We start from the raw sequence: 26841 nt of genomic DNA, 5'->3' as shown, positions 1-26841 counted from the left end.
ATTTTGAGAGCCTGTAGATGAACCACTTGCCCGCCCCGGTACGCTGGCTGTATTCCCTGGAATGGCGCCGTGGCTTTTTTGACTGGGCACGCAGTGATGGCGTGACCTGGGTGCATATTTTCAAAGTGCTGGTCGCCGCCTTCCTGACCCTGTGGCTGGCCATGCGCCTTGAGCTGCCGCAACCGCGCACCGCCATGATCACCGTGTTTATCGTGATGCAACCGCAAAGCGGCCAGGTGTTCGCCAAAAGCTTTTACCGGTTTTTGGGCACCCTGACCGGCTCGGCGGTGATGGTGGCGCTGATCGCCCTGTTTGCGCAGAACACCGTGCTGTTTCTCGGTGCGATGGCTATCTGGGTGGGCATCTGCTCCGCCGGTGCGGCCCGCTGCCGCAACTTTCGCGCCTATGGCTTTGTCCTGGCCGGTTACACCGCGGCTATGGTCGGCCTGCCTGCCCTGGCGCACCCCGATGGCGCCTTTATGGCTGCGGTGTGGCGGGTGCTGGAAATCTCGCTGGGCATTCTCTGCTCCACCGTGGTCAGCGCTGCCATCCTGCCGAAAACCGCTGGCGCGGCAATGCATGACGCGCTGTACAAACGCTTTGGCGTATTTGCCGGTTTTGTTGCCGAAGGCCTGCGCGGCCAGTCCTCCCAGGAGGCCTATGAGGCCAGCAACGTGCGCTTTATCGGTGAAAGCGTAGGCCTGGAAGGCATGCGCAGCGTGACCGTGTTCGAAGACCCGCACATGCGTCGTCGCAGCGGCCGCCTGAGCCGCCTGAACAGCGAGTTCATGGCCATCACCACGCGCTTCAACGCCTTGCACCAGTTGCTGGCACGTTTGCGCAGCCGTGGTGTGGTTGATGTGGTGTCGGCCATCGAGCCGGAGCTGGAAATACTCGCGCAGTTGCTCGACACCTACACCGGTCGCCCGCTGACGGACAAGGACGCCGTCGTGCTCGCCGAGCAACTGGATGCCTTCAAGGCCAGCCTGCCGGGCCATGTGCGTGCGTTGCGGGTCAAGTTCCTGGAAAGCGAGCCCAGCCCGTCGGACTTCCTCGACTTCAACACCGCCTACGAGCTGCTGTTCCGCTTTGTGGACGACCTGCACAACTACGCGCTGACCCACGCCTCGCTGGCCGACCACACTCACGAACGGGAGCGCTGGGACCAACCGTTTATTTCCCAGACCAACTGGTGGTCGGCGGCCGCTTCCGGGATTCGGGCAGCGTTTATCCTGGCTGTGCTCGGTACCTACTGGGTGATGACCGCCTGGCCCAGCGGCGCGATGATGACCCTGATCGCCGCCGCCACCGTGGGCTTGTCGGCAGCCACGCCCAACCCCAAGCGCATGGCTTTCCAGATGGCTTGCGGGACCTTTCTGGGTGCGTTGATCGGTTTTGTCGAAATGTTCTTCGTACTGCCCCATATCGACGGCTTCCCGCTGTTGTGCCTGGTGCTGGCGCCGGTGATCGTGCTCGGTTCGTTCCTTACCTCGCGGGCCAACTACGCCGGTGTCGGCCTGGGCTTGCTGATCTTTTTCAGCACCGGCTCGGTGCCCGACAACCTGACGATCTACAACCCGTATCAGTTCATCAACGACTACATCGCGATGGTCATGGGCATGCTGGTGTGTGCCGCTGCCGGTGCGATTATCCTGCCGCCCAACAGCCGCTGGTTGTGGAGCCGCCTGGAGCAGGACTTGCGTGAGCAGGTGGTATACGCCATCAGCGGCAAACTGCGCGGCCTGAGTTCCAGCCTGGAAAGCCGCACCCGCGACCTGATGCACCAGGCTTACGGCCTGGCGGCTGGCAAGCCGCAGGTACAACGCCAATTGCTGCGCTGGATGTTTGTGGTGCTGGAAGTCGGTCACGCCATTATCGAGCTGCGCAAGGAACAGGCGATTTTGCCGGTGCACCCCGCGTATGCCGAAGTCCAGCCGTGGCGCCAGGCCATCCGGGTCATGGGCCGGGCGCTGGTGCGCCTGTTTATCGCCCCCAGCGAAAGCAACCTGGAGCGCGCGTTGATTGCCGTCGATCACGCCATCAGCCGCGTGCAGTCCACCGACGAACCCTTTGCCCGCAACTTCGACACCTCGGCGCTGGTGCGGGTGCAAAGCTACCTGCATTTTATCCGTACATCACTGCTCGACCCGCAATCGCCGCTGGCCGCTTATGCCCAGCCGCAAGGACTAGAACATGCCTCGTGAAATCGCCTTCCACGGCGTCTACATGCCCACCATGACCCTGATGTTTTTTATCGCGGCGGGGTTGGCATGGGGCTTTGACCGACTGTTTTCCGGCTACGACCTGTACCGCTTCTTCTGGCACCCGGCGCTGCTGCGCCTGAGCCTGTTTGCTTGTCTTTTTGGCGCTATGGCGCTCACTGTTTACCGTTGAGACCGATCCGATGAAAAAGTTCTTCAGCCTGCTTGCCACCTTGCTGGTTTTGGCCCTTGCGATATGGATCGGCCGAACCCTGTGGGAACATTACATGAACACCCCGTGGACCCGTGATGGACGGGTGCGGGCCGATATCATCAACGTCGCGGCCGACGTCAACGGCTATGTGGTCGGGGTGCCGGTCAAGGACAACCAAAGGGTGAAAAAGGGCGATGTGCTGCTGGAAATCGACCCTGAACACTACGAAATCATGGTCAAGCAGGCCCAGTCGCTGGTGGCCTCCCGCAAGGCGACCTGGGAAATGCGCAAGGTCAACGCCCATCGTCGGGCCGACATGGACAGCCTGGTGATCTCCCGCGAGAACCGTGACGACGCCAGCAACATTGCCGACTCGGCCCTGGCCGACTATCAGCACGCCCTGGCGCAACTGGACGCGGCGCAGCTGAATCTCAAGCGCACCAAGGTACTGGCCACGGTCGATGGCTACGTGACCAACCTCAATGTGCATCGCGGTGACTATGCCCGGGTGGGCGATCCGAAAATGGCCGTGATCGACGAGGATTCGTTCTGGGTGTATGGCTTTTTTGAAGAGACCAAATTGCCGCATATCCGCGTGGGCGACAAAGCTGACCTGCAAATGATGAGCGGTGAAGTACTGAAGGGCCATGTGGAAAGTATCTCGCGGGGTATCTACGACCGCGATAACCCTGAGAGCCGTGAGCTGGTGGCTGACGTTAACCCGACGTTCAACTGGGTGCGTCTGGCCCAGCGGGTGCCGGTGCGCATCCACATCGACGAAATCCCCGATGGCTTCCTGCTGGCAGCCGGTACGACCTGTACGGTGATCGTGGATCAGGGCAAGGCCGAGTAAAGTTAATGTGGGGGCGGGTTTGCCCACGATGGCCACGACGCGGTTTAACTGAAACACCGCAGTGACGGCATCGCGAGCAAGCCCGCTCCCACAAGAGCTAGGCCGGGGTTCAAGCTGCGCAAAACGTCTCATGCAAATGACGCCACAGCACCTTGCCGCTGGCGTCTATTTCAAACACCACGGTAGCGCGCCGATCAGTGCGGTTACCGTTATGCTCTTCCTGCAGTTCGCGGTAGCTGACCACGGCACCGCCTGCGTGCAGGGCAATGCCCTTGAACTCGCTGAGGGTGATGTTCAAGCCCGGGCGCGCACCGCGCAGTTGTTCAAACAACACTTCCACGCCGTTGACGTCCAGCTCGTTGCCATTGGGGGCGATCATAGAAAATTGCGGCGAAAAACGCGCCAGCAATACCGGCAACACGCCGGGTTCCAGGCCGGAAAACCAGCCTTCAATCTCGACGTGGGTTTCGCTTACCAGGTCGAAGTAGCGCTTGTAGTCACTCATCACAATCTCCAGGTCAGGGTGCGAGCAAGGCCAGCACGCGGGATGTATCAAGGCGTAGAACAGGAACCAGCGGTACCAGCGTCAACGCACAACCGATGGCAAAGCATAGGGCAAAGGCGTGGGGCGTCGAGGTGATTGAGGTCAATGCGCCATATAGGGCCATCATCAGGGCCGGGCCGAGCAGGAAACTCAACTGCCGGTTGATGTTCCACAGCGCGCTGGCATGGCCCATATGCTCGGGCGTGATATCGATAAAAGCGGTGTTTTGCGCAGTGCTGCTGCACAGGCTGCCACCAAAGCCCATCAGCCCATACAGGGCAATTGGCAACCATGTGTCGGGAGTATCAATACGGGTCAGTAGACCGATGCCAAGGGCTTGAGCTGTCATGCCCAGTACCAGCAGCGGCTTTGGCCCCAGACGGTTGAATTGGTAACGGCTCAAACTGATGCCCAGTGCCGATGCCAGCGCCCAGGGCAACATCAGTGCGCCCGTTTGCGCAGGGCTCAAACCCAGTTGATGCAGATACAGAATGCTCACCAGTTGGGTGCCGATAAAAATTCCGGGAATAAACAGATAGGTCAGCATGGCGACGCGCAGCAGCGGGCTTTTGAGCAAGCTCGCCATTTTCCGGGCGCCCGCCGCCACGCGTTGATAACTCAGCGCAGGGCGCGAAGCAGGGCGGGGTTGCGAGGCAAGCCAGCAAGCGGCCAGCAGCAGGGCAAGCAGGGCCAGTGGCAGATTGGCGTAAAACACCCAGCGCCACGACCCTGCCTGGACCACCCAACCGCCTACGGCTGGCGACAATGCGGGCACCAGCAGCGCGACCAGCAAGATCACCGAAGTCAGGCGTGCCCGTTCCCGCACGGGAAAGTGTTGATACACCAGGGCTTGCCCCACCGGAATCAACAAGCCGCCCGCCAGCCCCTGCAGCAGACGCCAGCCAATCAGGGCTTCAATGGTCGCCGACTGCGCCACGCACCATGACGCCACGCTGAACATCAGCAGTGAGGCCAGGATCAGGCGCTTTTCGCCGAACACGGCTGCCAGCCACACGCTGGGTAAAATGATCAGGGTCAGGCCGAGCATATAGGCATTGCCGATCCACGCCAGCTGCGTAACCGAAGCCTGTAGCTCCTGGCTGATAGCGGGGTAGGCAATGGCGGCGGCGAACATGTTCACCAGATCCAGGGCAAAGCCCAGCAAATACACCAGTGCGATCTTGTTGCGGTAGGCCATGATTGGCTCCCAGTCAGGAGAGCGCACAGTAAGCAGATTTTGCCGGTGGAGGAACCGTCCACCGGCTGCTAGATTGTCAAAAATATTTTGACAATCTACGGGTTTATTCATGGTCAGCCTCGATCGATTCGACACCTTCAAGGCCGTGGTCGAAGCCGGTTCCCTTACCGCAGCGGCCGATTTGCTGGGGCAAACCCGGGCTGTGGTCAGCTTCAATATCAAGCGCCTCGAGGCTGAGCTGGGTGTGACCCTGCTCACGCGTAACACCCGGCGGCTGGCGCTGACTGAAGCGGGGGAGCGTTTTTATGTGCATTGCGTGGGCATGCTGGAAGCGGCCCGGCTGGCGATTGACCAGGCGCGCAGCGAGCACACTGAGCTCAAGGGCACATTGCGCATCACGACCACGGTGGAATATGCGCTGGCCAAAGTGGTGCCGGCGCTGGAACTGTTCCGCGCCTTGCACCCTGACCTGAATATCCAGCTGTCGACCTCTTCGACCCACGCTGATCTGATTTCCGAGCGTTTTGATGTGGCGTTGCGTCTGGGGCGGGTGCTCGACTCCAGCCATCGTGCCGTACAGTTGAGTACCTTCGAGATTCTGCCGGTGGCCTCACCGGCATTCGTTGCCCGTGTGGCGCCGATCAACAGCGTGCAAGCCCTTGAGCAAACGCCGTGGCTGGAGCATGGGCGGGTGGGAGAATTGAGCATCACCGAGGTGTGTAGCGGTGTAAACAGGCCCTACCAGCCCAACCCTGCGTTGGCGCGGATCAAGGCGGACAACTCATCGGTCTTGCAGGCGTTTGCGCTGACGGGGCAGGGTGTGGCGATCTTGCCGGACTGGTTGATCGAGGATGACTTGCAGGCCGGGCGACTGGTGCGGCTGCTGCCCGAGTGGCAACTGACCCGCCAGGGGGTGTACGCGCTATACCCCGATACACGGCATTTGCCACTGAAGGTGCGGGTGTTTATCGATTTTATGAAAAGTCATGCCTGAGCAGACCCTGTGGGAGGCCTCAGATTCGGGTATTGAGGCCAAACCGTTTCATCAGGATTTTTTCCAGCAGTGCGCCGGGCACCAGCGCAGCCAGCAGCGGCAGGGCGCGGCTGCCATTGCCGTAGCGCAGCAGCCTCGGGGGTTTGGGTTTGACCACGGCCTTAAACACCGCGTCGGCAAAGGCAGTGGCCGGTGTGGGATTGTCCTGCGAGGCCCTGGCCCTGGCGCGAATACCGTCGCGCATGGGCCACCAGGCGGAGTGCTCAGCGATCAACTGTTCGGCCTGGGCACTGGCGTTGTTGGCGAAGTGGGTGTCGATGGCGCCGGGCTGCACCTCCAGCACGCCAATGGCAAAAGGCGCCAGCTCCATGCGCAGGGCATCGCTCAAGGCATGTACTGCAGCTTTGGAGGCGCAGTAGGCACCGGCAAACGGGGTGACCAGCACGCCGGAAACACTGCCGATATTGACCACCAGCCCCTGGTTGCGGCGCAGCGCCGGGAACAGCGCGCGGGTAACGCCGACGATGGAAAATACATTGGTTTCAAACTGCTGGTGCATACCCTTGACGCCGCCATCGAGCAACGGCCCCATCGCGCCGTAGCCGGCGTTATTGATCAGCACATCCAGCCCGCCGCCTGCGTGCTCCAGTTGCCCGGCCAGATGCGTCAACGCCAGCGGGTCGTTCACGTCCAGTTGCACGGCGTTGAACCCTGCCGTCGCCAATCGCGCCACATCGTCAGGTTTGCGGGCGCAGGCCCACACGTCATGCCCGGCCGCCTTGAAGGCATCGGCCAGGGCGCGGCCAATACCGCTGGAACAACCGCTGATCAAAACACGCATGGGAACATCCTTAATTGGAAAAACTGCCTTGCAGGCGTTCGGCGCGAAACTCGAGGGTTTGCGGGCGATAACCGGCGCGCAGCGGCGGCATTGGCAGGCAGTCCTGCCAGATGGCTCCGGCTTGCAGTTCGCCGGGGCCGCGGTAGCGCGGGGCCGTGTAGAGGTTGTCGGCCAGGTTGACCGTGTCGCCGGGTGCATAGGCGGCGACGCGCCAGCCTAGCTCGACCAGCGGCACGTCATTGTGGTTTTGCAGGGTCAGTTGCAGCGGGCGGTCTGCCGGGCACTGCGCGGGGTCATAGACGATGCGCAGCTCCAGGCGTGCCAGCTGCGCCGCTTCGCGACTGTCCAGCCACGCCACCGACGCTGCCACGATTGCCAGCCCCAGCACGGCGGCCAGCGAAACCGGCAAGGCCTTGGCCGGGTAGCGCAGCAACAGGACAAGCCAGGTGATGATCAGTAATACGCCGATGAACATGGCCGCGCCTCTGGCAGGGAATACCTATAACTTACCAGCATGAGGCATGCAGCGCTGTCACTGCGCGGCGTGGTCGCGCAAAAACACCAGCAAATCCGGCTTCGACTGTTCGGCGCTGAAGCGATAACCCTGGGCATCGAACTGCTTGAGATGCTCGGGGTTGTTGATGCGCTCCTTGATCACAAACCGGCTCATCATGCCGCGGGCTTTTTTCGCATAGAAGCTGATGATTTTGTGCTGGCCGTTTTTCAGGTCCTTGAATTCGGTATTGATGATGCGCGCGTTCAGGGCCGTTTTTTTCACTGCGCTGAAGTATTCGTTGGACGCCAGGTTGAGCAAGACGTCATCGCCTTGCTCGGCCAGCGCCTGATTGAGCCATTCGCTGATTTGGGTGCCCCAGAACGCATACAGGTCCTTGCCCCGGGCATTGGCCAGCTTGGTGCCCATCTCCAGGCGATACGGCATCATCAGGTCCAGCGGGCGCAGCAGACCGTACAGGCCCGAAAGCATGCGCAGATGGTTTTGCGCGTAGTCGAAATCCGCTTCGTTGAAGTCCACGGCGTTGAGACCGGTGTACACATCGCCCTTGAAGGCCAGCAGTGCCTGCTTGGCATTTTCAGGGGTGAACGCGGGCGTCCAGCTGCCAAAACGCGCTGCGTTTAGGCCCGACAGCTTGTCGGACAAATGCATCAGCTCGCCAATCTGTTGCGGGCTCAGTTCGCGCAATTGCTCGATCAGTTCCTGGGAATGGTCCAGGTACTGCGGCTGGGTGAAACGCGCAGTGGCCGGCGGCGTTTCGTAATCGAGGGTTTTGGCGGGTGAAATCACCATCAGCATGGGTCGTCTCCTTTTAGCGTCGGGGGATTCTAGGGGGTTGGGCGGTTTGACTCCACCTATGACGCCAATAGATGCGCGCACCACGACGTGTGGGAGCGGGGTTATAGTGCAGCCAGTTTTCACAAGGAGATGAATTTGTGCGCATTGCTGTTTTTTTCTCGGCCTGGCTGATGTGCCTGGGGGCAACTGCGGCGCCCAATGAAGCGGCGACGCTGGATCGCGGCACCTGGCCCGAGCAACTCACCAGCCCGGCCCTGTTCGATGTGGCCTCACGCGCTGAAATCCTGGCCTTCGCCCATGCCTTGCTGGCCAGCGAAGCACTGGATGAAAGCGTACTCAAGCAGCGCCTGGGCCTGAAGACCATCAATCCGGATGCCATCGATACCGTGCGCAAGCGGATGTGGCAGCAGCTGTTGAGCAACTACAACATTGCCCAGCAGAGCTGTGACCAGGACGCTTCGTTTTGCTATTACGTCGACAGCATGGACAGTCTGCGTGAACAGGCGGGCAAGTTCGCCATCGCCGACGATTCGTTTTATGTTGCCTGGGCCGAACCCAGCGGCGAATTTCATCAGCGCTATCTGGATGAGCAGCTGCGCAAGGCCGCCCTGTTCCCGCAAATCAGCAGCGAAATCGAGCTGTTCGGCGAGCAGGAGCGTAACGGCGAGGGCATGCATGACCGGCTGTTTCTGCTGACCTTCGACAGCGGCCCCAGCCAGGTGCCGGGCACCACCGACTGGCTCACCGACTATTTGCGCAAACAGTCCATCAGCGGCCAGTTCTTTGTGCTGGGCAACAGTGTGCAGGTGCGCCTGGACAAGGGCGGCGAGCGGGAGCTGCAAGCGCTGTACAAGGGCCAGTGCGTGGGCGTGCAGGGCTGGGAATATCGCTCCCACAGTCACTGGCAAGCCTGGCAGGACTCGATCCTGCGCAGCGTGGCCTTGGTCAAACAGGTTTTGCCGCACAACTACCTCGCCCAGTTCCGTCCGCCCTATGGGCAACGTCGGGCAGATAGCGGCGTTTTTTTCCAGGGCCAGGGCATGCAGGTGTCGCTGTGGGATATCGATGCCCAGGACATGGCGGCCAACCTGAGTGCCGAGCAGTCAGCCCAGCGGGTGCTGACCCTGATGCTGTTGTGGCGCCACGGGGTAATCAAGTTTCATGATACCCAGGACAAGGTGCGCGGCGCATTGCCCTGGTTGCTCAAGGCGACGGCGCAAAGTGGTCTGGGTTGGGAAGACTGCGAAGTGCTGTAGAAACATGGGGTTAATACCTGACTCTAGCTGTGCTTTGGTCATCCGCCAAGGCTATTCGTCACTCAAAAAAATAAAGTCGCCAAACGACAAAAAAGCTTTTTTTTGTCACACGTTTAGGAGTATTACGAAGACAGACGGCCGAAACCTGCGACACAGGTGGCGTCTTCCAGGACCCCATCGGGCAGGGCATACGGCAGTCACTTCGAGGCGCAGCACTGTTGCGGTATTGCGTCGAATGGCTCCCACAAAGGTGACCGAGTATGGATGATCACGGACGCACTCCTTCTTCCAACCAGCCAATCCTTTATGTACTCGATACCAATGTTCTGATTCACGATCCAAACGCAATGCTTAACTTCGAGGAACACCACGTCGCGATCCCCATGACGGTGCTCGAAGAGCTCGACAAGCTCAAAACCGGCAAATTGCTGGTGGCGGCCGAATGTCGTCAGGCTATCCGCCTGATTGACCAGTTGCTGGGGGTTGCGACCCCCGAAGACGTCGAAAAGGGCGTACCGATCCAGCGCGGCAAAGGCGCGCCCAAGGGCTACCTGTCGATCATGATGAGCAAGCGTCGCGAACCCAACGCGCTGCTGCCCGAAAACCTCAACGACAACATCATCATCAACCAGTTGATTGACTTGCACGCGCGTGAGCCGAAGTTGCGCGTGGTGCTGGTGACCAAAGACATCAACATGCGCCTCAAAGCCCGGGCCTGCGGGATCGAGTCCGAGGACTACAGCACCGACCAGCTGGTGGATGACGTGTCGATGCTGTCGCGTGGCTATCACACCATGACCGGTTCGTTCTGGGATAGGGTCAACAAGGTCGAGACCCGCCAGGGGCACGGGCGTACCTGGCACCAGGTGCAAATGAACGAAAACCTGCCGGCGGTGCATATCAATGAATTCATCATTGATGAGCAGGGCTTTGTCGGCTGGATCAAGGAGGTGCGCAAGGACCAGTTGCTGATCCTCGACATGCACCAGGAACCGCTCCTGCACCAGGAGGCCTGGGGGCTCAAGCCCCGGGATATTTACCAGGGCCTGGCGCTGTTTGCCTTGCTCGACCCGGACATTCACCTGGTTAACCTGTCGGGTGCGGCGGGTTCGGGTAAAACCATTCTGGCACTGGCGGCGGCAATCGAACAAACCATGGTCAGCAAGCGCTACCGGCGCATTATCTGTACCCGCAGCGTGCAGGGCCTGGACCAGGAAATCGGCTTCTTGCCGGGCACCGAAGCCGAGAAAATGGAGCCTTGGCTGGGGGCCATCACCGATAACCTTGAAGCCCTGCATATGGATGACGAAAACACCCACGGCAGCGTCGACTACATCCTGAGCAAGGTGCCGTTGCAGTTCAAATCCCTGAACTACATCCGCGGTCGCAGCTTCCAGCAGAGCCTGATCCTGATCGATGAGTGTCAAAACCTCACACCGCACCAGATGAAAACCATCATCACCCGTGCCGGTGCCGGTTCCAAAGTGGTGTGCCTGGGCAACCTGGCACAGATCGATACCCCTTACCTGTCAGCCACCAGCTCGGGGTTGACCTACCTGACGGAGCGTTTCAAAGACTTCCCCAACGGCGTGCATATCGCGCTGCAAGGGGTGCCTCGCTCGATTCTGGCCGAATACGCCGAATCGCATTTGTAACCCATTGACTGTGGGAGCGGGCTTGCTCGCGATGAAAGCGGCGCGGTGTCTCCGGGATACCGCGTCGGCTTTATCGCGAGCAAGCCCGCTCCCACGGCTGTTTTGGCTTCAGGTAAGCTGTCGGCGGTGGCGCGCCGGGCAATGCAGCGCTGCCCTGGAGTGGGTCAAGACAGGAGCGTCAGGTGTTACTGCGTAATATCGATTTGAATCTGCTGGTGGTGCTCGATGCGCTGCTCACGGAAAAACACGTAACCCGCACCGGTGTTCGCTTGCATTTGAGCCAGCCGGCCATCAGCCACTCACTGAACAAGCTCAGGTTGCTGCTGGACGATCCGTTGCTGATTCGCCAGGGCAACGAGGTGGTGCTCAGCGCCCTGGCGCAAAATCTCCAGGCGCCACTCAAGGCCATTCTGGGGCAGGTCGAAACGCTGTTTGGCCAGTCCATCGACTTTGTGCCGGCAAACTCACAGCGCACCTTTCGCCTGGCCATGTCCGATTATGGCGCGGCCATTGTGTTACCCAAATTGTTGGTGCAACTGCGCAAACTGGCCCCGGACACCTCGCTGGTCGTCACCCAGGACAGCCGTTTGGGCATGCTGGAGCAGGTCGAGCAGGGCAAGATCGATCTGGCCGTGGGCGTTTTTCCCACGCTGCCGGCGGATATCTGCAGCGATGTGCTGTTTGAAGAAACCTTCACCTGCCTGCTCAATCGTCATTCGCTGCCGGACAATGGCGTGCTTGACCTGGACAGCTACCTGGCCCGTCCGCACCTGCTGGTGTCGACGGATGGCAACACCCAGGGCGAAGTGGATAACGTATTGCGCGCTCAAGGGTTGCAGCGCCGGGTGGCGGTCAATGTCCCGCACTGGGGCACGGCCCCGGGGATGATTGCCGGCACTGACCTGATCCTCACCGTGGCCACCCGTACCCTGGACAACCTGTCATTCGGTGATTCGCTGATCGCGCTGGCGCCGCCCATGAGCGTGGCGCCGTTCAACTATGTGCAGGTCTGGCATCCGCGGTTCAACGAAGACCCGGCCCATCGCTGGCTGCGTGATCGGGTGCGCCAGGTGAGTGCGCCATTAGCCCCGTGAGGCAATCACAAAACCCGCCAGCACCACGCTGACCCCCAGCAGTTTTTGCAAACTGGGCATGTTTTTCGGTAAACCCAGCAAGCCGAAGTAATCAATCAGCAGCGAGACAAGCAACTGGCCCACTACCACTGCCATGATGAAATTCAGCGCGCCCAGGCGTGGCACGCTGACCAGCGCCACGGTGATGTAAAACACCCCGGCCAGCCCACCGAGCCAGATCCACCACGGCCCGCTGGCCAGGGCCGCGAGGTTGGGGCGAGGCACTTTGACGACCAGCATCACCAGCGCAATTGCCAGGCTGCTGATCAGCAGTGAGACCACGGTGGCCCAAAAGGGATGGCCCAGCACGACACCGAGGCGGGCATTGCTGCCCGCCTGCAGGGGCACTGCGGCGCCCGCCAGCAGGCTGAGGGCAATGGCAATAAAAAATGGCATAAGCACGTCTCCAGAGTTTCGACCTTTGTACGGCGATAGCCTGCAGGCGGCCAATTCCATATCCTGATGCCCGGTATTCGCGGGGTCGATGGCCTTGTGCCGAGCCTCGGGTTTACAATCGGTGCTCCTGTCTGGAGTACCTTCCTGTGCTGACTCACTTAGATTCCCAAGGCCGCGCCAATATGGTCGATGTCACCGACAAAGCGGTGACCTCCCGTGAAGCTGTGGCACAAGCCGTGGTGCGCATGCGCCCTGAAACCCTGGACATGATCATCAGTGGTGGCCATCCCAAGGGCGATGTGTTCGCCGTGGCGCGGATCGCCGGGATCCAGGCGGCGAAAAAAACCTCGGACCTGATCCCGCTGTGTCATCCGCTGATGCTCACCAGCGTCAAGGTTGAACTCGCCGCCCAGGGCAACGATGCCGTGCTGATCGTGGCGCGCTGCAAATTGTCCGGGCAGACCGGCGTCGAGATGGAGGCCCTGACTGCCGCCAGCGTGGCGGCCCTGACGATTTATGACATGTGCAAGGCGGTCGACCGCGGCATGACCATCGACAGCGTGCGCGTGCTGGAAAAACTCGGTGGCAAGAGCGGGCACTTTCAGGCGGATCCGGCATGAAGCTCAACGTGATGTTCTTTGCCCGCTATCGTGAGGCCCTGGGGCTGGACGGCGAAGCGGTGGAAGGCGATTTTTCCTCCATTGAGCAGTTGCGCGCGCACCTGGCGCAACGCGGTGGTGCCTGGCAGGTGCTGGCCGAGCCCAACCTGATGTGCGCGCGCAATGAAGAGCTGTGCAAGCTCGACGAAGCGTTGGCAGACGGCGACGAAGTCGCGTTTTTCCCGCCCGTGACCGGAGGCTGATCATGGCCATACGGGTGCAAACGGCGGCCTTTGACCCGGGCGCTGAAGTCAACGCATTGCACGCCGCCAACCTGGGCGTGGGGGCGGTGGTGAGCTTTGTCGGTTATGTGCGCGATTTCAATGACGGTCGTGACGTGGCAGGGATGTTTCTGGAGCATTATCCGGGCATGACCGAAAAGGCCCTGGGCAAGATCGTGGACGAAGCGGGGCAGCGTTGGCCATTGCTCGGGCTTGAAGTGCTGCACCGTGTGGGGGCACTGGAGCCGGGTGAGCCGATTGTGTTTGTGGGGGTGGCCAGTGCCCATCGCCAGGCGGCATTCGATGCCTGTGCGTTTGTGATGGACTACCTGAAAACCCGCGCGCCGTTCTGGAAGAAAGAACAGACCGCTGACGGCCCGCGCTGGGTGGAGGGGCGGGTGAGCGATGAAGTGGCAGCGCAGCGCTGGAGGTAGGGCTGCGAACGGCTGTGGGAGCGGGCTTGCTCGCGATGAATGCAGCGCGGGCTACCAGGCAAACGGGGAGCTGGCATCGCGAGCAAGCCCGCTCCCACAGGGGATCAGGCCGTTGCAGTCGGCTCCTGCGGCTTGCGCACAACCCGCACCACAGGGCGCAGCAGCTCGGTCGGTGGCGTTTCGCAGCTGATCTTGCGGCCCAGCAGGGCTTCGATCGAGGGCAACTGATACGAGTCGTCCTCACCGGCAAAGCTGATCGACACACCGCTGGCACCCGCACGGCCGGTACGGCCAATGCGGTGTACATAGTCATCCGGCACTTCAGGCAGGGTGAAGTTGATCACATGGCTGATACCGTCGATGTGAATCCCTCGACCGGCCACGTCCGTGGCCACCAGTACGCGAATCTTGCCTTCACGAAAACCTTCGAGCGTCTTGATGCGCTTGTGCTGTGGCACGTCACCCGACAACTGGGCGGCGTTAATGCCATCACGCACCAGGCGCTCTTCGATACGGCGCACTTCGTCCTTGCGGTTGGCGAACACGATCACCCGTTCCCAACCGTTGTCGTTGACCAGGTTGAACAGCAACTTGTACTTGTCGGCACCGGCAACGGCATAGACGTGCTGCTCGACCATGTCGCTGGCGACGTTGACCGATTCGATCTCGACGATGGCCGGGTCGGTGGTCCATTGCTTGGCCAGGTTCATCACATCCTCGGTAAAGGTCGCGGAGAACAACAGCGTTTGGCGTTCGGCCTTTGGCGGTGTCTGACGAATGATCTGACGTACTTGCGGGATAAAGCCCATGTCCAGCATGCGGTCGGCTTCGTCGAGCACCATCACTTCGACCATGTCCAGATGCACTTCGCCGCGCTGGTTGAAGTCCAGCAGACGGCCCGGTGTGGCCACCAGGATGTCGCAATGCCGGGCTTCAAGCTGCTTGAGCTGCTTGTCGAAGTCCATGCCGCCCACGAACGTCATGACGTTGAGGTCGGTGTACTTGGTCAGGTCGGCTGCGTCCTTGGCAATCTGCACCACCAGTTCGCGGGTCGGGGCGATGATCAGCGCACGCGGTTCGCCCATGTAACGCTCTTTGGGCGGTGGGGTCTGCGTCAACTGGCTGATGATCGAGATCAGGAACGCAGCGGTTTTGCCCGTGCCGGTCTGGGCGCGGCCAATGGCGTCACGGCCGCCCAGGGTGTAGCCCAGCACACCCGCCTGGATCGGTGTGCAGTACGGGAACCCCAGGTCCTGGATGGCGTGCATCAGTTCGGGGGCGAGCTTGAAGTCATGAAAGCGGACCTTGCCTTCTTGCGGCTCGACGGCGAAGTCTTCGAGTTTCCAGGGAATGACCGGTGGCTTGGGGGCCGCCGCACGCCGAGGCTTGGCAATTTTTGGTTTTTCGACAGGCGGTTGTTCGGCAGCGGGCTGTGCGTCAGGGGTGTTCACCGGCGCAGGAGCGGGAGCTGGAACGTGAGCAGGACGGTCAGGCTGTTGCGCGTCGGTTCGCGCCCTGGCGTCGCTCGAAGGTGTAATGGATGCTGGCGCGAGCGGCTCAGCCTCGCTTTTACCGAATATTTTTTTGAGTGCTTTGAGCACGGTCATCTCATCAGTTGGTTAAGGAGTGTACGCCGGGCAGTGTAATGCAAGTCGCGTGCTCGGCGTGTAGTGAACGACAGGATGTTACGGTTTTAGCTCAGGCGTTTCGCCAGCCAGGTGCCGATATCGTGAATTTCTTCTGGTAACACTTCATGGCCCATTGGGTACTCCTGCCATGTAACCGAAACACCTGCAGCCTTTAAGCGCTCATAAGCCGTACGGCCCATAGCGTTTTGTACTACATCGTCATGCTGCCCGTGCAGGCACAAGGCCGGGATCCGTTGCTGGCTGGCCGACAAGGGCAGGGTGTCGCTGAACGTCGGGGCGTAGGTGGAAAGGGCAATAACGCCACCCAGCGGGCCTTGCCATTTCAGGTAAGCGGTATGGAACACCACGGCGCCGCCCTGGGAAAAACCGGCAAGGAAGATCCGGTTGGCGTCGATGCCGCTCTGGCGCTGGGCTTCGATCAAGCCAATGACCATGTCGGCCGACTCTTCGAGTTCTTCTTCGCTGATCGAGCGGGCCGGGCTCATGGCCTTGATGTCATACCAGCTGGGCATGGCATAACCGCCATTGATGGTCACGGCGCGGGTCGGCGCCTGGGGCAGGACAAAACGGGTGGTCAGCAACGATTGTTGCAGGATCTCGGCGACCGGCATGAAGTCATAGCGGTCGGCACCCAGGCCGTGGAGCCAGATAACACAGCTGTCGGCGGTCTTTTGGGGGTGGATGATCAGTGGTTGGGTCATGGCTGCTCCATCATTGTGCGTGTGCGCAAACCGGGTGCGCTACAAGTGTGCTTGATCGGCTAAAAGTTACAGATTATGTCGCGTGCTTGAACGTTTTTTCCTGCATTTCCTACTGAACTTACTTAAGCCGCAGGAGTGGTACGCGCTTTGCTATGTGGACAGGGACGTGAATGCAATCCCCTTGGGCGGTAACACTAACAGGCTACTGCCGAAGGGGGGACTGCAAAAATCCCGAGGTTGAAGTTAGACAAGGAATTCAACAGCTCAAGTGAGCGCTTCAGTTTGACGGTTCGTGCGATGCACCCATCGCTCAAGGCTTATGCCGCTTGACCCAAAAAAAAGCCGACACGGGTCAACAGTGCCTCACAAGGGGGCGGCGGGTCTTGTTCAAACACAAAAAAAGCAGCACTGGAGGTTTGAATGAAGCAGTTGAAATCCACCCTGGCTTTGGCCACAGCAGCCATCGTGTTATTAAGTGCCAGTGGTTTTGCCCACGCCGGCGCAACCCTGGACAGCGTTAAAAAGAAAGGTTTTGTGCAATGTGGCGTGAGCGACGGCTTGCCGGGTTTTTCGGTACCTGACAAGGACGGCAAGATCATGGGCATCGATGCCGATGTGTGCCGTGCAGTGGCCGCCGCCGTATTTGGCGATGCCACCAAGGTCAAGTTCAGCCAGCTGAACGCCAAGGAGCGCTTCACCGCACTGCAATCGGGCGAAGTGGACGTACTGTCGCGCAACACCACTTGGACCAGCTCCCGTGATGCGGGCATGGGCATGGTGTTTGCCGGTGTCACCTATTACGACGGTGTTGGCTTTCTGGTCAACAACAAGCTGGGTGTAAAAAGCGCCAAGGAACTGGACGGTGCAACCATCTGCATCCAGGCCGGTACGACTACCGAGTTGAACGTGTCGGATTACTTCCGCGCCAACAACCTCAAGTACACCCCGATCACTTTCGACACTTCCGATGAAAGCGCCAAGTCGCTGGAAAGCGGCCGTTGCGACGTATTGACCTCCGACAAGTCGCAGCTCTACGCCCAGCGCAGCAAACTGGCGAACCCGAACGACTATGTCGTGTTGCCTGAAACCATCTCCAAGGAGCCCCTGGGCCCTGTGGTGCGCAAGGGCGACGAAGACTGGTTCAGCATCGTGAAGTGGACCCTGTTCGCCATGCTCAATGCTGAAGAAGCCGGCATCACTTCGAAAAACGTCGTGGCTGAAGCCAAGTCTACCAAAAACCCGGACGTGGCCCGCTTGCTGGGTGCTGACGGCGAATACGGCAAAGACCTGAAACTGCCAAAAGACTGGGTGGTGCAGATCGTCAGCCAGGTGGGCAACTACGGCGAAGTCTTTGAGAAAAACCTCGGCAAAAGCACTCCTCTGGCCATCGACCGCGGGCTGAACGCTTTGTGGAATAACGGCGGCATTCAATACGCACCCCCAGTGCGCTGATAGCCCTTTCACCCGGCAGGCCAACTGCCGGGTGATGTTGTCTGATCCAATGTTAGGGGCACCTCATGCATATTAAAGTCGGCGCACCCAAGCCCAGGCTCAGCCTTGGCGATCCCCGCGTGCGTGCGTGGTTGTTTCAGATCGTCACCGTCGCGCTGGTGGTCTTCCTGGGCTGGTACTTGTTCAACAATACCCAGACCAATCTGCAACATCGCGGCATCACGTCGGGTTTTGACTTTCTTGAGCGCAGTGCCGGGTTTGGCATTGCGCAACATCTGATTGATTACACCGAGTCTGACAGTTACGCCCGGGTCTTTTTGATCGGTTTGCTCAACACCTTGCTGGTGTCTGTGATTGGTATTGTCCTGGCCACAATCCTGGGTTTTATCATCGGTGTGGCGCGTTTGTCGTCGAACTGGATGATCAGCAAGCTGGCCACGGTGTATGTCGAGGTCTTTCGCAATATCCCGCCCTTGCTGCAAATCCTGTTCTGGTACTTCGCGGTCTTTCTGACCATGCCGGGGCCACGCAACAGCCACAACTTCGCGGACACCTTCTATATGAGCAGCCGTGGCCTGAACATGCCGGCCGCTGTGGGCACAGAGGCCTTCTGGCCGTTTGTGGCCAGTGTGGTGCTGGCGATCGTGGCTGTGGTGCTGATGGTCCGCCGGGCCAACAAGCGTTTCGAAGACACCGGCGAACCGTTCCACAAGTTCTGGGTCGGGCTGTTCCTGCTGCTGGCGATCCCGGGCCTGTGCGTACTGCTGTTCGGCACCCCGGTGCATTGGGAAATGCCACAGCTCAAGGGCTTCAACTTTGTTGGTGGCTGGGTGCTGATCCCGGAACTGCTGGCGTTGACCATTGCGTTGACGGTTTACACCGCAGCCTTTATTGCCGAAATCGTGCGATCGGGGATCAAGTCGGTCAGCCACGGCCAGACCGAAGCCGCCCGTTCCCTGGGGCTGCGCCCGGGGCCGACGTTGCGCAAGGTGATCATCCCGCAAGCGTTGCGGGTAATCATTCCGCCATTGACCAGCCAATACCTGAACCTGGTGAAAAACTCGTCCCTGGCGGCGGGCATCGGCTACCCAGAAATGGTTTCACTGTTTGCCGGTACGGTACTCAACCAGACCGGGCAAGCGATTGAAGTCATTGCCATCACCATGAGCGTGTACCTGGCCATCAGCATCAGCATTTCGCTGCTGATGAATTGGTACAACACGCGTATTGCGCTGATCGAGCGATGAGGACGGGACTATGACCACTCATGTTTTCAAACCCGACATGCCGCCGCCGGGCAACCGCATCGGCATTGTCGCCTGGGCACGGGCCAATCTGTTTTCCAGTTGGCTCAACACCCTGCTGACCCTGTTTGCCTTTTACCTGGTCTGGCTGATCGTGCCGCCGCTGCTGAGCTGGACGATTGTCGATGCCAACTGGGTGGGCAGCACCCAGGCTGATTGCACCAAAGAGGGCGCCTGCTGGGTGTTTATCGAGCAGCGTTTTGGCCAGTTCATGTACGGCTATTACCCGCCCGAACTGCGCTGGCGCGTTGACCTGACCGTGTGGCTGGCGGTGGTGGGCGCCGCGCCGTTGTTTATCTCGCGCTTCAAGCACAAGGCGATCTATGGCCTGGGCTTTCTGGTGCTGTACCCGATCCTGGCGTACACCTTGCTGCACGGCGGCTATTTTGGCCTGGCCAACGTGGCTACCAGCCAGTGGGGCGGCCTGATGCTGACCCTGGTCATTGCCACGGTGGGTATTGCCGGTGCCTTGCCATTGGGGATCTTGCTGGCGTTGGGCCGACGTTCGGACATGCCGGCCATTCGTGTGGTGTGCGTGACCTTTATCGAGTTCTGGCGCGGTGTGCCGCTGATTACCGTGCTGTTCATGTCCTCGGTGATGTTGCCGCTGTTTCTGCCCGAGGGCATGAACTTCGACAAACTGCTGCGGGCCTTGATCGGCGTGATCCTGTTTCAGTCGGCGTATGTGGCTGAAGTGGTGCGCGGTGGTCTGCAAGCCATTCCCAAGGGGCAGTACGAGGCGGCTGCGGCGATGGGCCTGGGCTACTGGCGCAGCATGGGCCTGGTGATATTGCCGCAGGCCCTGAAGCTGGTGATCCCCGGCATCGTCAACACCTTTATTGCCCTGTTCAAGGACACCAGCCTGGTGATCATCATCGGCTTGTTCGACCTGCTCAACAGCGTCAAGCAGGCCGCCGCCGACCCCAAATGGCTGGGCATGGCCACTGAAGGCTATGTGTTTGCAGCATTGGTGTTCTGGATTTTCTGTTTCGGTATGTCCCGCTACTCCATGCATCTGGAGCACAAGCTGGACACTGGCCACAAGCGTTAGGAGTAGTGCGACATGAGTGAAGCAATCAAAAAACCTGCAAGCGCTGAAGGCATTATCCAGATGCAGGGCGTCAATAAGTGGTACGGCCAGTTCCATGTGCTCAAGGACATCAACCTTAACGTGCAGCCGGGCGAGCGCATTGTATTGTGCGGGCCTTCGGGCTCGGGCAAGTCGACCACCATCCGCTGCATCAACCGTCTGGAAGAACACCAGCAGGGCCGCATCGTGGTGGATGGCGTGGAGCTGACCAACGACATCAAGCAGATCGAAACCGTGCGCCGAGAAGTGGGCATGGTGTTCCAGCACTTCAACCTGTTCCCGCACCTGACCATCCTGCAGAACTGCACCCTGGCACCAATGTGGGTGCGCAAGATGCCCCGGCGCAAGGCTGAAGAAATTGCCATGCATTATCTGGAGCGTGTACGGATTCCGGAGCAGGCGCACAAGTTCCCGGGGCAGTTATCAGGTGGCCAGCAGCAGCGTGTAGCGATTGCCCGGGCGTTGTGCATGAAGCCGAAAATCATGCTGTTCGATGAACCGACATCGGCACTTGACCCGGAGATGGTCAAGGAGGTGCTGGACACCATGATCGGCCTGGCTGAAGACGGCATGACCATGCTCTGCGTGACCCACGAAATGGGCTTTGCCCGCACCGTGGCCAACCGGGTGATCTTTATGGATAAAGGTGAAATCGTCGAGGAGGCCGCTCCGAATGACTTCTTCGACAACCCGCAAAATGACCGGACCAAACTGTTCCTCAATCAAATTTTGCATTGATCGGGGCTTGTAGCCGCTCGTCAGCGGCTACAAAGCAAAGGTGTCAGATTTCGCGCTGCTGTTGTTTTTGCACCAGCAGCGCGTTGATGTCTGCGCACTCGTTGATGGCTTGCAGCTCCCGGACCAGTTCGGGATGACGGTCAAGCAGGCGCATCAGCACAAACAAGGGTTTAGGGGGTTCCACCTCGGCCCGTTCATAACGGCTGAAGGCATTGTGGCCGCCCCCCGAGAGCAACTGCACGGCACTTTTTTGGGTGAAGTGCAGCTTGCGTCTAATCCGTTTCATCTCTTCTGCCATCACCCGCTTGGCATCTTCGATCAGTTCGTCACCGGCCTGGGCATAGCGTTCTGCGCTGGGGGCATCGAATTCGATCTCTGCACACGCGGAGCATTCGCGCCCGGCCAAGCTATGGACCATGCGGTTCAATTGCTTGAAGTTCACATTGAAACTGCGGCCCTTGAAGGCTTGCATCGCATTGGCGGCCCCGCAGCTGTAGCAGTCATGTTTGCTCATAAGTCTTTCTCCTTGAAGGCGATGACTGGCGGCCCTCCACTGGGGCGATAGGTCACCTTGATATAAATGGCCAGACCGCATGCGTGTGCGTGGTAGACGTCCTGCCAGACCTTGTGGTCGGCGTGGGTCGACATCGATTTGTACAACGCCCTGCGCTCAAGGGAGGCAATGACCCGCTGCATCTGTGCGAGGGTCAGGCCCATTGTCCGTCCGCCATCCAGTGCGTTTTTGGTGAACGCTACCGCGCCCAGCCGCTGTACATCGGCTTGAATGCACTGGAGGTTGTAGTGAGGTGTTTTCTTTTCCATAAGAGGTCGCCTCGGCATGCCTTAAATTACCCTTAAAGGGTTTTTTGTTCAATGATTAATAAACGTTTTTTGGGGGTTCTAAATCTGTAGTTGATTGCCTGCATAGAGGTGTCTGGATAACATGTAGGAAAATTCATCCTATGATTGGATGAAAAGGCGAATTCAATGACAGATGCTTCCCCCATCATCAAACGCTCGTTGGTCGACCAGGCCCTTGAGCAGTTGCGCGCGCGAATAAACAACGGTACCTGGGAGGTCGGGCAGCGTTTGCCGACCGAGCCCGAGCTGGCCACGCAACTGAACATCAGTCGCAACACTGTGCGTGAGGCCATGCGCGTACTGGCATTTGCCGGGCTGATCGAGATTCGCCAGGGCGATGGCAGTTACCTGCGTGGCCGTGTCGACCCGATGGACACCCTGCGTGCGTTGTCATCCTGTTCTCTGGAGCAGGGGCGGGAGATGCGTCACATCATCGAGGTCGAAGCCGTTGGCCTGGCGGCCTTGCGCCGCACCGACGAAGACCTGCGCCTGTTGCATCAGGCGCTCGATGCCAGTGGCCAGCACTATCACGGTGAGCTCGATGCCTATATTGGCTGCGACCTGGTGTTTCACCAGCGGTTGATCGATGCCGCCCACAACCCGGCCTTGAGCGAGCTGTACCGCTACACCGCAAGCGTTGTGACCCATCATTTGCGCAAGACGATGGATGTTCACCCGCGTCGCCAAAAGGTGTTCGACCTGCACGTCGAACTGCTGCAAGCCGTAGAACAACAAAACCCGCAACGGGCCATGGCGCTGTGCCGGACGTTGATCAATGAACCTTGAGCCGGAGCACGCCATGAGCCACCCCTCGTCAATTGCCAACGCCAGCGTCGAACCCGTGCGTCACCTCGATGAGCTGGAAGACTTGCTGATCGACGCCGAAGCCGACGACGAGCAAGTGCCACACACACCACCCGTGGTGTTGCGCCCGTGGTTGCTGCTGTTGGGGCTGGTGCTGGTGGCGCTGAACTTGCGCCCGGCATTGTCGAGCATGGCGCCGTTGCTGGGTGAGGTCTCGGACAAACTGGGCCTGTCGGCGGCGCAGGCGGGGCTGCTGACCACTTTGCCGGTACTGTGCCTGGGCCTGTTCGCACCGCTGGCGCCAATCCTGGCGCGGCGTTTTGGTACAGAGCGGGTGGTGCTGGGTATTTTGCTGACGCTGGGCGGCGGCATTGTTCTGCGCAGTTGCCTGGGTGAGGTGGGGCTGTTCGCCGGTAGCATTCTGGCCGGAGCCAGTATTGGCGTTATCGGGGTGCTGCTGCCGGGTATCATCAAGCGTGACTTCGCCGGGCATGCCGGAACCATGACCGGGGTCTACACAATGGCCTTGTGCCTGGGAGCGGCGCTGGCAGCGGGGGCCACGGTGCCACTTAGCGAGTCACTGGGGCAGAGCTGGGCAATGGGACTGGGGTTCTGGGCCTTGCCCGCATTGCTGGCGATGATGTTCTGGCTGCCGCAAGTGGGCAAGCGCCAGGGCACCCACAATGTGGCGTATCGCGTGCGCGGCTTGTTGCGCGATCCGCTGGCCTGGCAAGTGACGCTGTATATGGGCCTGCAATCCTCGTTGTCCTACATTGTGTTTGGCTGGTTGCCTTCGATTCTTATTGGTCGCGGCCTGACACCTACCCAGGCAGGGCTGGTGATGTCGGGCTCGGTGATCGTGCAATTGATCACCGCGCTGACGGCGCCCTGGCTGGCCACGCGGGGCAAGGATCAACGGCTGGCCATCGTGCTGGTCATGGGCATGACCCTGGCCGGGCTGTTTGGCTGCCTTTATGCACCCATCGACGGCTTGTGGGGCTGGGCGATTGTGCTGGGCCTGGGGCAGGGCGGCACGTTCAGCCTGGCCTTGACCTTGATCGTGCTGCGTTCGCGTGATGCCCATGTTGCGGCCAACCTGTCGGGCATGGCCCAAGGCATTGGTTACACCGTGGCGTCGATGGGTCCGCTGGCCGTTGGGGTAGTGCATGAAGTGACCGGTGGCTGGAGTGCATTGGGCTGGATTTTTGCCGTTATCGGCCTGGGCGCGATCATCGCCGGGCTGGGTGCCGGGCGCTCGTTGTATGTGAATGTGCAAAGCGAGAAAATCTGAGGCCATAGTGTTTCTGCTCATGGCAGATTATCGTGCTCGCATTACTGACCCGCACGGAGCCTGCCATGAGCCAGGACCATCAAGCATTGATCACTCGTTTCTACCAGGCCTTCCAGCGGCTTGATGCCCAGGCAATGGCTGATTGCTACACCGCCGACGTGGTGTTCAGCGACCCGGTGTTTGGCGAACTGCGTGGCCAAAACGCTGCCGACATGTGGCGCATGCTGACTTCGCGGGCCAAGGACTTCAGCCTCACCTTCGATCAGGTTCAGGCCGACAGCCAGCGCGGCAGCGCGCACTGGGTGGCCACCTATGTGTTTGGCCAGACCGGGGCCACGGTGGTCAATGATATCCAGGCGCGCTTTGTGTTTCGTGACGGCAAGATTTGCGAGCATCACGATCACTTCGACCTGTGGCGCTGGTCGCGTCAGGCACTGGGCCTCAAGGGTTTGCTGTTGGGGTGGACACCGCTGGTGCAGAACGCCATCCGGGCACAGGCCAAAAAAGGGCTCAAGGCCTTTCAGGGCAGCCGCTGAAGGTGAGCGAAAAACCCTGGTTTGTGTACCTTGTGCGAGCCGCCAATGGCTCTTTGTATTGCGGTATCAGCGATGACCCGGTGCGCCGTTTTGCCAAGCATCAAACAGGCAAAGGCGCGCGTTTTTTTGCTTCAAGCCCGGCAGTGGCGCTGGTGTATGTGGAGTCCTGGCCGGACAAGGGGGAAGCCCTGCGTCAGGAGCGCCTGATCAAGAAGCTCAGGAAGAGTGCCAAGGAGTGCCTGGTGCAAAGCCAGAAGCTGGAGTGATTTTCGTGTGGGAGCGGGCTTGCTCGCGATGCCGGCGCTGCGGTCAGCCAGGCAAACCGCACAGATACAATCGCGGGCAAGCCCGCTCCCACTGAAATTAAACAGTTGCCCCGACTTATTTCAACGCCGCCAATATCGCATCGGGCTTGAAATCGCGAATCAGCGTGCCATTCACATCCAGTATCGGAATGCCACGCCCGCCCAACGCCTCGTAGGCCTGGCGGGCGCTGGCGTCCTTGTCGATATCGAATTCCTTGAACGGAATGCCTTTTTCATCCAGAAACCGCCGCGTCGCCTTGCAGTAGCCACACCACTCGGTGGCGTACAGCACCACCCGGGCACTGGCCCGGGTTTGCTCGGACACGACCCCTGAAGGGTTGAGCACGCGCTCGATCTTGCCCCAGTTCTGAAAGATGACCACCACCACCAGAACAAACAGGACTTTTTTCAGGATCCCGTTGAGCATTACTTGCTGCGCTTGAGCTGGTCGAGCAGTTGGGTCGGCAGGCCCTTGATCACCAGCGTGCCGGCTTCTTCGTCGAATTCCACCTTGGAGCCCAGCAGGTGGGCCTCAAAGCTGATAGACAGCCCCTCAGCGCGCCCGGTGAAGCGACGGAACTGATTGAGGGTGCGTTTGTCCGCCGGAATCTCCGGCGACAGGCCGTAGTCTTTGTTACGGATATGGTCGTAGAAGGCCTTGGGGCGTTCTTCGTCGATCAGCTCGGACAACTCTTCGAGGCCCATCGGTTCGCCGATTTTTGCCTGGCTGCTGGCATAGTCGACCAGGGTCTTGGTTTTTTCCCGGGCGGACTCTTCCGGCAGATCCTCGCTCTCTACGAAGTCGCTGAAGGCCTTGAGCAGGGTACGGGTTTCGCCCGGGCCGTCGACGCCTTCCTGGCAGCCGATAAAGTCGCGGAAGTATTCCGAAACTTTTTTGCCGTTTTTGCCTTTGATAAACGAAATGTACTGCTTGGACTGTTTGTTGTTCTGCCACTCGGAGATATTGATCCGCGCAGCCAGGTGCAACTGGCCAAGGTCCAGGTGGCGCGACGGGGTCACGTCCAGCTCCGAGGTCACCGCCACGCCTTCGCTGTGGTGCAGCAGGGCGATGGCCAGGTAGTCGGTCATGCCTTGCTGGTAATGGGCAAACAGCACATGACCGCCGGCCGAGAGGTTGGACTCTTCCATCAGCTTTTGCAGATGCTCGACGGCCACGCGGCTGAAGGCGGTGAAGTCTTTACCGCCATCGAGGTATTCCTTGAGCCAGCCGCTGAACGGGTGCGCACCGGACTCGGCATGGAAAAACCCCCAGGCTTTGCCTTGCTTGGCGTTATAGCTTTCGTTCAGGTCTGCGAGCATGTTCTCGATGGCTTGGGACTCGGCCAGTTCGGAGTCACGTGCATGGAGGACAGCGGGCGTACCGTCGGGTTTTTTGTCAATCAAATGGACGATGCAATGACGGATCGGCATGGGCTTCTCGGTGTGTAATGAGAGGGCAGGGTGCACACCCCGCAAAGGCGCCAAGTGTACCGCACCTGAGCCCCGGGTCGCAGTTTGGGGGGCTGGAGGGCGCCCTGGAGCGGTTTTTTACGGTTTTAAGGCGATAAAGCTGACCAAAAGCCCAGGTAGAGGCGGATATTTACCCGTCTCTGTGCTAGTTTTGCCCGGTCTTGCGCTCGGAAACGGCGCAAAGCGTGCATTCAGCATGTGTCAGGTCGAACCAAACCCCGTTTTAGCTATCTACATCCGCGATTCGTCGTGAAAGCTGGCGGGTGTGCCAGACCCTTGAGATCTGGCTCGATGGCTGACATTGCACTCTGCAAACCAAATGAATTTGATAGGGAAGGAACATCTCAATGGCTATTACTAAAGACCAACTGATCGCCGATATCGCTGAAGCTATCGACGCGCCGAAAACTACCGCGCGTAACGCTCTGGACCAACTGGCCCAGATCGTTGCTGATCAATTGGAAAATGGCGGCGAAATCACTCTGCCAGGTATTGGCAAACTGAAAGTGACTGAGCGTCCTGCCCGTACTGGCCGTAACCCTTCGACTGGCGCAGCCATCGAAATCGCAGCCAAAAAAGTTATCAAGCTCGTTGTGGCCAAAGGCCTGACTGACGCTGTTAACAAGTAAGACTGCTGTAAAAAAGCCGCGCTTCGGATCACTCCGAAGCGCGGCTTTTTTATGCCCGCTCTTCCTGTAGCAGCTGCCGTAGGAACGAGGCTGCGTTCGG

32 protein-coding genes and 1 pseudogene are annotated in these 26841 nt (G+C 59.8%); 19 read left to right on the top strand and 14 right to left on the bottom strand.

The window, feature by feature from the left end; genetic code table 11:
* Positions 1-17: 17 nt before the first annotated feature.
* From BFC21_RS13190 to BFC21_RS13180, 3 genes are read left to right on the top strand one after another with little or no spacing between them, the layout of a single operon-like run.
* The gene (locus BFC21_RS13190; RefSeq protein WP_088378090.1) at positions 18-2204 is read left to right on the top strand and encodes an FUSC family protein; all 2187 of its coding nucleotides are present in this window, start codon (positions 18-20) and stop codon (positions 2202-2204) included.
* Positions 2194-2394 (top strand): DUF1656 domain-containing protein, encoded by a 201-nt coding sequence (locus tag BFC21_RS13185; protein ID WP_016781859.1) that lies wholly within the window; start codon positions 2194-2196, stop codon positions 2392-2394. Before BFC21_RS13190 ends, BFC21_RS13185 begins: the two co-directional genes overlap by 11 nt.
* A gap of 10 nt (positions 2395-2404) precedes the next feature.
* Complete coding sequence (locus BFC21_RS13180; protein ID WP_120266209.1) at positions 2405-3268, top strand: HlyD family secretion protein; 864 nt, start codon at positions 2405-2407, stop codon at positions 3266-3268.
* Positions 3269-3377: 109 nt separating this feature from the next.
* On the opposite strand, the gene BFC21_RS13175 is transcribed toward BFC21_RS13180, so the two are convergent.
* Both BFC21_RS13175 and BFC21_RS13170 read right to left on the bottom strand, forming a co-directional pair.
* Complete coding sequence (locus tag BFC21_RS13175; RefSeq protein ID WP_120266208.1) at positions 3378-3773, bottom strand: DUF4440 domain-containing protein; 396 nt, start codon at positions 3771-3773, stop codon at positions 3378-3380.
* A gap of 13 nt (positions 3774-3786) precedes the next feature.
* Entirely contained in the window at positions 3787-5010 is a 1224-nt protein-coding gene (locus tag BFC21_RS13170; RefSeq protein ID WP_088378087.1) for an MFS transporter, read from the bottom strand.
* Between the two features lie 109 nt (positions 5011-5119).
* Between BFC21_RS13170 and BFC21_RS13165 the strand changes: the two genes are divergently transcribed.
* Entirely contained in the window at positions 5120-6004 is an 885-nt protein-coding gene (locus BFC21_RS13165) for a LysR family transcriptional regulator (protein WP_088378086.1), read from the top strand.
* Positions 6005-6023: 19 nt separating this feature from the next.
* Here BFC21_RS13165 and BFC21_RS13160 read toward each other — a convergent pair whose 3' ends face one another.
* From BFC21_RS13160 to BFC21_RS27230, 5 genes and pseudogenes are all read right to left on the bottom strand, one after another.
* On the bottom strand, positions 6024-6845 hold the full coding sequence (locus BFC21_RS13160) for an SDR family oxidoreductase (RefSeq protein ID WP_120266207.1): 822 nt from the start codon (positions 6843-6845) through the stop codon (positions 6024-6026).
* Between the two features lie 10 nt (positions 6846-6855).
* Complete coding sequence (locus BFC21_RS13155) at positions 6856-7320, bottom strand: multidrug transporter (RefSeq protein ID WP_088378084.1); 465 nt, start codon at positions 7318-7320, stop codon at positions 6856-6858.
* A gap of 57 nt (positions 7321-7377) precedes the next feature.
* Entirely contained in the window at positions 7378-8157 is a 780-nt protein-coding gene (gene yaaA / locus BFC21_RS13150; RefSeq protein WP_120266206.1) for a peroxide stress protein YaaA, read from the bottom strand.
* 269 nt (positions 8158-8426) lie between these two features.
* On the bottom strand, positions 8427-8999 hold the full coding sequence (locus tag BFC21_RS27235; protein WP_157700493.1) for a hypothetical protein: 573 nt from the start codon (positions 8997-8999) through the stop codon (positions 8427-8429).
* A gap of 60 nt (positions 9000-9059) precedes the next feature.
* Positions 9060-9131, bottom strand: a pseudogene (locus BFC21_RS27230).
* A gap of 66 nt (positions 9132-9197) precedes the next feature.
* Between BFC21_RS27230 and BFC21_RS27225 the strand changes: the two are divergent.
* From BFC21_RS27225 to BFC21_RS13135, 3 genes are all read left to right on the top strand, one after another.
* Positions 9198-9413, top strand: coding sequence for a hypothetical protein (locus BFC21_RS27225; protein ID WP_156883331.1), 216 nt, complete (start codon positions 9198-9200; stop codon positions 9411-9413).
* 260 nt (positions 9414-9673) lie between these two features.
* Complete coding sequence (locus BFC21_RS13140) at positions 9674-11068, top strand: PhoH family protein (RefSeq protein WP_088378081.1); 1395 nt, start codon at positions 9674-9676, stop codon at positions 11066-11068.
* A 182-nt stretch (positions 11069-11250) separates the two neighbouring features.
* Complete coding sequence (locus BFC21_RS13135) at positions 11251-12162, top strand: LysR family transcriptional regulator (RefSeq protein ID WP_088378080.1); 912 nt, start codon at positions 11251-11253, stop codon at positions 12160-12162.
* Here the strand turns inward: BFC21_RS13135 and BFC21_RS13130 are convergent.
* Positions 12151-12597, bottom strand: a complete 447-nt coding sequence (locus tag BFC21_RS13130) for a DMT family transporter (RefSeq protein ID WP_095004675.1) — start codon at positions 12595-12597, stop codon at positions 12151-12153. The two genes, BFC21_RS13135 and BFC21_RS13130, sit on opposite strands and share 12 nt — an antisense overlap.
* A 146-nt stretch (positions 12598-12743) precedes the next feature.
* On the opposite strand from BFC21_RS13130, the gene moaC reads away from it, so the two are divergent.
* Genes moaC through moaE form a run of 3 tightly spaced genes read left to right on the top strand, consistent with a single transcriptional unit; the run spans position 12744 to position 13911 of the window.
* Positions 12744-13217 carry a cyclic pyranopterin monophosphate synthase MoaC gene (moaC, locus tag BFC21_RS13125; RefSeq protein WP_016781871.1) on the top strand — a complete coding sequence of 158 codons (474 nt, stop codon included), beginning with the start codon at positions 12744-12746 and terminating at the stop codon, positions 13215-13217.
* Positions 13214-13459, top strand: a complete 246-nt coding sequence (locus BFC21_RS13120; protein WP_088378078.1) for a MoaD/ThiS family protein — start codon at positions 13214-13216, stop codon at positions 13457-13459. Before moaC ends, BFC21_RS13120 begins: the two co-directional genes overlap by 4 nt.
* A gap of 2 nt (positions 13460-13461) precedes the next feature.
* The gene (gene moaE / locus BFC21_RS13115) at positions 13462-13911 is read left to right on the top strand and encodes a molybdopterin synthase catalytic subunit MoaE (protein WP_088378077.1); all 450 of its coding nucleotides are present in this window, start codon (positions 13462-13464) and stop codon (positions 13909-13911) included.
* A 104-nt stretch (positions 13912-14015) separates the two neighbouring features.
* On the opposite strand, the gene rhlB is transcribed toward moaE, so the two are convergent.
* The gene (gene rhlB, locus BFC21_RS13110) at positions 14016-15518 is read right to left on the bottom strand and encodes an ATP-dependent RNA helicase RhlB (RefSeq protein WP_088378076.1); all 1503 of its coding nucleotides are present in this window, start codon (positions 15516-15518) and stop codon (positions 14016-14018) included.
* 86 nt (positions 15519-15604) lie between these two features.
* A complete protein-coding gene (locus BFC21_RS13105) occupies positions 15605-16261 on the bottom strand; it encodes an alpha/beta hydrolase (RefSeq protein ID WP_016781875.1) in 657 nt (218 codons plus the stop codon).
* 420 nt (positions 16262-16681) lie between these two features.
* Here BFC21_RS13105 and BFC21_RS13095 point away from each other — a divergent pair, with 420 nt between their 5' ends.
* The 4 genes from BFC21_RS13095 (at position 16682) to BFC21_RS13080 (ending at position 20845) form a co-directional block, all read left to right on the top strand.
* The gene (locus BFC21_RS13095; RefSeq protein WP_086798597.1) at positions 16682-17713 is read left to right on the top strand and encodes an amino acid ABC transporter substrate-binding protein; all 1032 of its coding nucleotides are present in this window, start codon (positions 16682-16684) and stop codon (positions 17711-17713) included.
* 65 nt (positions 17714-17778) lie between these two features.
* Positions 17779-18960 carry an amino acid ABC transporter permease gene (locus BFC21_RS13090; protein WP_016781877.1) on the top strand — a complete coding sequence of 394 codons (1182 nt, stop codon included), beginning with the start codon at positions 17779-17781 and terminating at the stop codon, positions 18958-18960.
* Positions 18961-18970: 10 nt separating this feature from the next.
* Positions 18971-20068: an amino acid ABC transporter permease gene (locus BFC21_RS13085; RefSeq protein WP_088378075.1), complete on the top strand. Its 1098-nt coding sequence runs from the start codon at positions 18971-18973 to the stop codon at positions 20066-20068.
* A 12-nt stretch (positions 20069-20080) separates the two neighbouring features.
* A complete protein-coding gene (locus BFC21_RS13080) occupies positions 20081-20845 on the top strand; it encodes an amino acid ABC transporter ATP-binding protein (protein ID WP_016781879.1) in 765 nt (254 codons plus the stop codon).
* Between the two features lie 43 nt (positions 20846-20888).
* Here BFC21_RS13080 and BFC21_RS13075 read toward each other — a convergent pair whose 3' ends face one another.
* Together BFC21_RS13075 and BFC21_RS13070 are read right to left on the bottom strand one after the other, a co-directional pair.
* Positions 20889-21359, bottom strand: coding sequence for a type II toxin-antitoxin system MqsA family antitoxin (locus tag BFC21_RS13075; protein WP_016781880.1), 471 nt, complete (start codon positions 21357-21359; stop codon positions 20889-20891).
* Entirely contained in the window at positions 21356-21667 is a 312-nt protein-coding gene (locus BFC21_RS13070; protein ID WP_088378074.1) for a type II toxin-antitoxin system MqsR family toxin, read from the bottom strand. The genes BFC21_RS13075 and BFC21_RS13070 overlap by 4 nt, the downstream gene beginning before the upstream one ends.
* A gap of 165 nt (positions 21668-21832) precedes the next feature.
* Here BFC21_RS13070 and BFC21_RS13065 point away from each other — a divergent pair, with 165 nt between their 5' ends.
* The 4 genes from BFC21_RS13065 to BFC21_RS13050 all read left to right on the top strand — a co-directional run bounded on the left by BFC21_RS13065 (position 21833) and on the right by BFC21_RS13050 (position 24603).
* Positions 21833-22492 carry a FadR/GntR family transcriptional regulator gene (locus tag BFC21_RS13065; RefSeq protein WP_088378073.1) on the top strand — a complete coding sequence of 220 codons (660 nt, stop codon included), beginning with the start codon at positions 21833-21835 and terminating at the stop codon, positions 22490-22492.
* Complete coding sequence (locus BFC21_RS13060) at positions 22482-23801, top strand: CynX/NimT family MFS transporter (protein WP_088378072.1); 1320 nt, start codon at positions 22482-22484, stop codon at positions 23799-23801. Before BFC21_RS13065 ends, BFC21_RS13060 begins: the two co-directional genes overlap by 11 nt.
* Before the next feature lie 65 nt (positions 23802-23866).
* Positions 23867-24337 carry a nuclear transport factor 2 family protein gene (locus BFC21_RS13055; protein WP_088378071.1) on the top strand — a complete coding sequence of 157 codons (471 nt, stop codon included), beginning with the start codon at positions 23867-23869 and terminating at the stop codon, positions 24335-24337.
* On the top strand, positions 24334-24603 hold the full coding sequence (locus tag BFC21_RS13050) for a GIY-YIG nuclease family protein (protein WP_095004747.1): 270 nt from the start codon (positions 24334-24336) through the stop codon (positions 24601-24603). The genes BFC21_RS13055 and BFC21_RS13050 overlap by 4 nt, the downstream gene beginning before the upstream one ends.
* Positions 24604-24718: 115 nt before the next feature.
* Here BFC21_RS13050 and BFC21_RS13045 read toward each other — a convergent pair whose 3' ends face one another.
* Entirely contained in the window at positions 24719-25069 is a 351-nt protein-coding gene (locus BFC21_RS13045) for a glutaredoxin family protein (RefSeq protein WP_088378070.1), read from the bottom strand.
* Positions 25069-26073: a nucleoid-associated protein YejK gene (yejK, locus tag BFC21_RS13040; protein WP_016781887.1), complete on the bottom strand. Its 1005-nt coding sequence runs from the start codon at positions 26071-26073 to the stop codon at positions 25069-25071. Before yejK ends, BFC21_RS13045 begins: the two co-directional genes overlap by 1 nt.
* 386 nt (positions 26074-26459) lie before the next feature.
* On the opposite strand from yejK, the gene BFC21_RS13035 reads away from it, so the two are divergent.
* On the top strand, positions 26460-26741 hold the full coding sequence (locus BFC21_RS13035; protein WP_003440137.1) for an HU family DNA-binding protein: 282 nt from the start codon (positions 26460-26462) through the stop codon (positions 26739-26741).
* Positions 26742-26841 lie beyond the last annotated feature (100 nt).

The sequence above is a fragment of the Pseudomonas sp. TMW 2.1634 genome (assembly GCF_001703595.1).
Lineage (GTDB): Bacteria > Pseudomonadota > Gammaproteobacteria > Pseudomonadales > Pseudomonadaceae > Aquipseudomonas > Aquipseudomonas fragi.
Note: the sequence above shows the minus strand (reverse complement) of the source record. Positions and strands in the feature narration are given on the sequence as shown.